The following is a 6,000-nucleotide window of genomic DNA, read 5'->3' on the forward strand; positions in this document are numbered from 1 at the left end:
TGTACTCATCCGGTACTCACAGGGTACAACGCAAGCCAGCTTCATTGGACCGCCACTGTACCATCACTACCGAAAGACTACACATTTTTGCGTGCGCAATACCTTCAGATGCGTCGCTAAAAACGAAGAGGCCATCCTTTTCAGAACGGCCTCCATAGGGTTAAATTAGGGTACGACAATTAGTTTATCTTCTACGCGGCTTTCGACTGCGTTTACTGAAGGATTTCTTCCGCTTAAAGTTTGATTTTTTTCTAAAGGAGTTCTTCCCGCGACTGTTGAATGCCTTCTTTTTACCGCCATTGAAACGTGCTTTATTGGCATGCTTCTTTGCATGTGGCTCATATCGAAGCATCACTTCATGACTTCCGCTGTTGGTGCCCGATAAGCCTGACACCGTCATGTCGTACGCATAACCAAATTGAAGTTCGGGCTTCACTTGAAATTGCACCATCGCAAGAATCGCATCGGCTGTTCTGTAGGAAAGACCTCCTCCTACTTTCTTTTTCCACCAAGCATTCACATTGATATCAAACTCCAATGGCGCGCCATGAACACCTTTAATCAAGGTAGAAGGTTTCAGATCCCAATCTTGATTCAGCTCGAAAGTGTAACCTGATGTGATGAACAAGTGACGATTTTGTCTGTTCGGATAACTTGTAAAATCGATCGTTGGATTGTTCTCTCCATTCAAATTATTCTTAATCATTTTCGGAGAGGCAACACCAACATAAAATTTATCGGTATAGTAGTAAGCACCAAAACCAAAATTTGGAAACATACTACTTACAGATCCAGCAAAGGCGTTATCCATGGGGCCACCAAAATTCTGAGAGGTGACAACCGAACTATAATCAGCACGATATTGATTCAATCCCGCTTGTAGACCCAAAGAAAGAAGTCCGCCGTTTGTAAACTGAATTCGATATGCATAGCACGCATTGATGGTCAGTGTTTTTGCGATACCAATTTGATCGCTCACCAAATTCAACCCGAGCGCCATCCGCTGATTACGAATCGGTGTATCGGCCGAGAACGTGAACGTGGTCGGTGCACCTTCTATCCCAACCCATTGCTTTCGATACATCGCCGTAACGCTCAGCATCTCGCGACTACCTGCATAGGCAGGATTTATTGGAAGCATGTTGAACATGTATTGGGAATACATGGGATCTTGTTGCGCGAAAAGATCACTCGAAAAGAGAACACATGCTACCGCGAAAACTTTAAACAAATTCTTCATAACAGATTTGTATTTGCGTTGAGCAACTATTTATCGTTGAATGGTGAATGATTTTACCTGATTGAAATTTCCGACCTTCACTTTGTAGAAGTATGTTCCGTCGGGAAGCTCGCCACCGAGAACAATACCGTACATCGCCGTACCTCTCCAATCATTCTGATAGTTGTTATTCTTGTACACGAGGTTACCCCATCGGTTAAATACTTCGAGTTGTATCGCTTCCGCACCACGATAACCAATCACAAACGTATCGTTGTTGTTATCACCATTTGGCGAGAACCCTTCTGGAATGAAGACCTCACCTGCATTTTCGTCTACCACCGCTATGGTCAAAGTATCGGCTGTACAAATTCCCGGCAGCGGCAATCCACTATCGCACACCTGGAATACTATTTCCTCGATACCCACGAAATCTTTATCTGGCGTATATACATAGTTTCCGAACTCATCGAATGAAATCGTTCCATGCACTGGTTCTTTTTCAAGTGTTTCACTTACGTTGAGGGTTGTGCCATCTACATCCATGTTGTTGTCGAGGATGTTGCCTTCAGCTTGTGTATTGATTGGAATTGAAATAGCATCGTTGATAACCATCGGTGCATCGTTCACTTCATTGACCAAAATCTTAATCCATGTTGTGGTACATGCCGGCGTAGGATTCGAATCGCACACGCGTACCTCGACTGAATCTTTTCCGTTGAAGTTTTCATTCGGCGTATACGTATATCCTCCGTTTACACCGATCACTATCGTTCCGTGAAACGGCCCTGTTACTGGTGTTGTCGTCACTTGAATGATCGAACCCTCAGGATCGGCATCACCAACACCAATCACATTTCCGTTGAGTGCAGTGTCCTCATTTACAGCAGGTGACTTCTCACTTACTACCGGTGCCTGGTTTGTAACAACATCGATGGTAATGGTAGTAGTCACGCAACTAGCAGGTAATGGTAACCCTTGATCACACACTTCAATCTGAATTTCATCTGTTCCTGTATAGCCCGGATCAGCCGTGTACACAAAGTTTCCAGACGCGTTGATTATAAATGATCCATGCGATGGTCCGCTCACAGGCGTCATGTTGATGATCAAGGCTGTTCCATCAGGGTCTACAGCACCGATCAGCATATTCCCTGCTACCGCGAGTCCTTGTGTCGCGGTCACTTCTGTGTCAGCAACTACGGGTTGATCATTCACCGGATTGATCGTCAATGAAATCGTTACTGGATTCGAAACAGCGCCGTCATTATCGTTCACGGTATAGCTCACAGACACATTTCCGTTGAAGTTAAGTGCAGGTACGAATGACACATTACCGGTAGCGTCAACAGTCCACGTACCCTCATCGACTACCCGTGTACTCTGAATACCCGGTATTGCGTCATCGAGGTCGACTGAATTTCCAGACACTGTTCCATCTGCGTCCGTATCGTTCGATGTTACGTTAATGCTCGCTGGAGTATCTTCGTCCGTTATGAAATTGTCACCCATCGCCAACGGAGCATCATTGATCGTATTGACCGTCACAGAGATTGTTCCAGGCAAAGAGGTTGCGCCGCCGTCGTCATTCACGGTATAAGAAACAGTAGCCGTACCGTTAAAATTATTTGTCGGCGTAAACGTAACATTACCAATTGCGTCAACAACCCATGTTCCCGATGTTGTCGTCACTGTATTTTGAATACCTGGCGTTGTAATATCCAAGTCTATCGTCGCAGGATCAACCGTACCATCTACGTCTGTATCATTTGAAGCCACGTTAAACGTCAATGCGGTATCCTCATCTGTTGATGGATTATCTGCGACCGCCACCGCAGGGTCGTTCACCGGATTTACAGTCACGACCAACGCTGCGGCATTAGACGTTGCACCGCCATTATCGCGCACCGTATAGTTTACCATTGCTGTTCCATTGAAATTTAATGCTGGCGTGAACGTTACATTACCCGATGCATCTGCAGACCATGTGCCCTGCGAAGTCGAGGTCGTATTCTGAATACCGGCAGTTGCAGGATCAAGGTCGATCGTTGACGGATCTACAGTACCATCAACATCGATATCGTTTGCCGTAACTGGGAATGTGATCGCTGTATCTTCGTCTGTTACCGGCGCATCGTTGACAGCCACAGCGGCATCATTTACGGTTGTTACAAGCACTGAGATAGACACGGCATTGGACGTTGCGCCAACATTGTCGTTGACTGTATACTGAACAGTAGCCATACCGTTGAAATTCAGTGCCGGCGTGTACGTTACGTTACCGAGCGCATCCACTGTCCAAGTTCCCTCGGTGGTCGTTATCGTCGTTTGTATTCCTCCTACTGATGGATCAAGGTCGACCGTCGATACATTGATAGTACCATCAACGTCGCTATCATTTGTCGTCGGATTAAACGTGATCGACGTATCTTCTAAAGTTGTTGGTGAGTCGGCTACAGCAACTGCAGCATCATTGACCGCGTTAACCGTTACATTCAGCGTTCCGATATTAGATGCAGCACCTAAATTATCGCGCACAGTATAACTCACAGAAGCCGCGCCGTTGAAGTTGAGCGTAGGCGCGTACGTTATCGTGCCGGTAGCATCAACACTCCACGTACCTGACGAATTGGTTACCATATTCTGAATTCCTGCGGTAGCAGGGTCAAGATCAACGGATGTAGGGTCAATTGTACCGTCTGCATCCGTATCGTTGGCAATGACGACAAACACGCCGTTGGTATCTTCATTAGTCATGTCGACATCATTTACTGCCACTGGCGCATCGTTCACAGAGTTAACCGTGATTGCGAGCGTTGCTATATTTGAAGTGGCACCGGCATTATCACGAACTGTGTAAGTCACTGAAGCGGCACTGTTGAAGTTTGCCGTCGGTGTGTACGTCACAACACCGGTAGCTGCTACGCTCCATGAGCCTGATGCATTGCTGAAGGTATTTTGAACTCCGGCTGTCGCTGGGTCTAAGTCGACTGTTGATGGATCTATGGTAGCATTACCATCCACATCAGTATCATTAGTCGTTACGTTTATTGTAGCAACTACATCTTCATTAGTCGTGGCCGCATCGTTGTTCGCAACTGGCGCATCGTTCACAGCATTCACTGTGATTGCAAGTGTCGCCGCATTTGAAGTAGCACCTGTATTATCACGAACTGTGTAAGTCACAGAGGCTGCACCATTGAAGTTCGCTGTCGGTGTGTACGTCACTACACCAGTAGCCGCTACGCTCCATGAGCCTGACGCGTTACTGAATGTATTTTGAATTCCCGCTGTTGCTGGATCTAGGTCGACGGTTGATGGATCTATGGTTGCATTACCATCGACATCTGTATCGTTAGTCGTAACGTTGATCGTAGCAACCACATCTTCGTTTCCTGTCGCAGCATCATTCACAGCAACTGGCGCATCGTTCACTGGATTAACCGTGATTGCAAGTGTTGCTGTGTTTGAAGTAGCACCTGTATTATCACGAACTGTGTAAGTCACTGAAGCTGCACCGTTGAAGTTCACTGTCGGTGTGTAAGTAACAACTCCTGTAGCTGATACGCTCCATGAGCCTGATGCGTTACTGAATGTATTTTGAATGCCCGCTGTTGCTGGATCTAAGTCAACGGTAGCAACGTCGATTGTTGCATTTCCATCAACATCTGTATCGTTCGTTATTACGTTAATCGTAGCAACTACATCTTCATTCGTCGTAGCTGCGTCGTTGTTAGCGACTGGCGCATCGTTCACAGCATTCACTGTGATTGCAAGCGTTGCTGTGTTTGAAGTAGCACCTGTATTATCATGAACTGTGTAAGTCACCGAAGCTGCACCGTTGAAGTTCGCTGTCGGTGTGTAAGTAACAACTCCTGTAGCTGATACGCTCCATGAGCCGGATGCGTTGCTGAAAGTATTTTGGATACCGGCTGTCGCTGGATCTAAGTCGACTGTTGATGGATCTATGGTAGCATTACCATCCACATCAGTATCATTGGTCGTTACGGTGATTGTAGTAACAACATCCTCATTCGTCGTGGCAAGGTCGTTGTTAGCCACTGGCGCATCGTTCACTGGATTTACCGTGATTGCAAGCGTTGCTGTGTTTGAAGTAGCACCCGTGTTATCGCGAACTGTGTAAGTCACAGAGGCTGCACCATTGAAGTTCGCTGTCGGTGTGTAAGTCACGACACCAGTAGCCGCTACACTCCATGAGCCTGATGCGTTGTTGAATGAATTTTGGATGCCTGCTGTCGCTGGATCTAAGTCTACAGTAGCAACGTCGATTGTGGCATTGCCGTCAACATCGGTATCGTTGGTCGTTACGTTGATTGTAGCAACGACATCTTCATTCGTTGTAGCCGCGTCGTTGTTAGCCACTGGCGCATCGTTTACAGCATTCACTGTGATTGCAAGTGTCGCCGCATTTGAAGTAGCACCTGTATTATCACGAACTGTGTAAGTCACTGAAGCTGCACCGTTGAAGTTCACTGTCGGTGTGTAAGTAACAACTCCTGTAGCTGATACGCTCCATGAGCCTGATGCGTTACTGAATGTATTTTGAATGCCCGCTGTTGCTGGATCTAAGTCTACAGTAGCAACGTCGATTGTGGCATTGCCGTCGACATCTGTATCATTAGTCGTTACGTTAATCGTAGCAACTACGTCTTCGTTTGTTGTCGCAGCATCATTCACTGCCACTGGTGCATCATTCACAGCATTCACTGTTATTGCAAGTGTCGCTGTATTTGAAGTAGCCCCTGTGTTATCACGAACTG

The 6,000-nt window shown here is 46.5% G+C and carries 2 protein-coding genes; both read right to left on the bottom strand.

What is annotated here, in order from left to right; translation table 11 throughout:
• Positions 1-184 precede the first annotated feature (184 nt).
• Complete coding sequence (locus DQQ10_RS07615; protein WP_112746215.1) at positions 185-1,240, bottom strand: PorP/SprF family type IX secretion system membrane protein; 1,056 nt, start codon at positions 1,238-1,240, stop codon at positions 185-187.
• A 30-nt stretch (positions 1,241-1,270) separates the two neighbouring features.
• On the bottom strand, positions 1,271-6,000 hold a 4,730-nt coding region (locus tag DQQ10_RS07620; protein ID WP_112746216.1), incomplete at its 5' end, for a tandem-95 repeat protein.

This window comes from Pseudochryseolinea flava, from assembly GCF_003286915.1.
GTDB lineage: Bacteria > Bacteroidota > Bacteroidia > Cytophagales > Cyclobacteriaceae > Ohtaekwangia > Ohtaekwangia flava.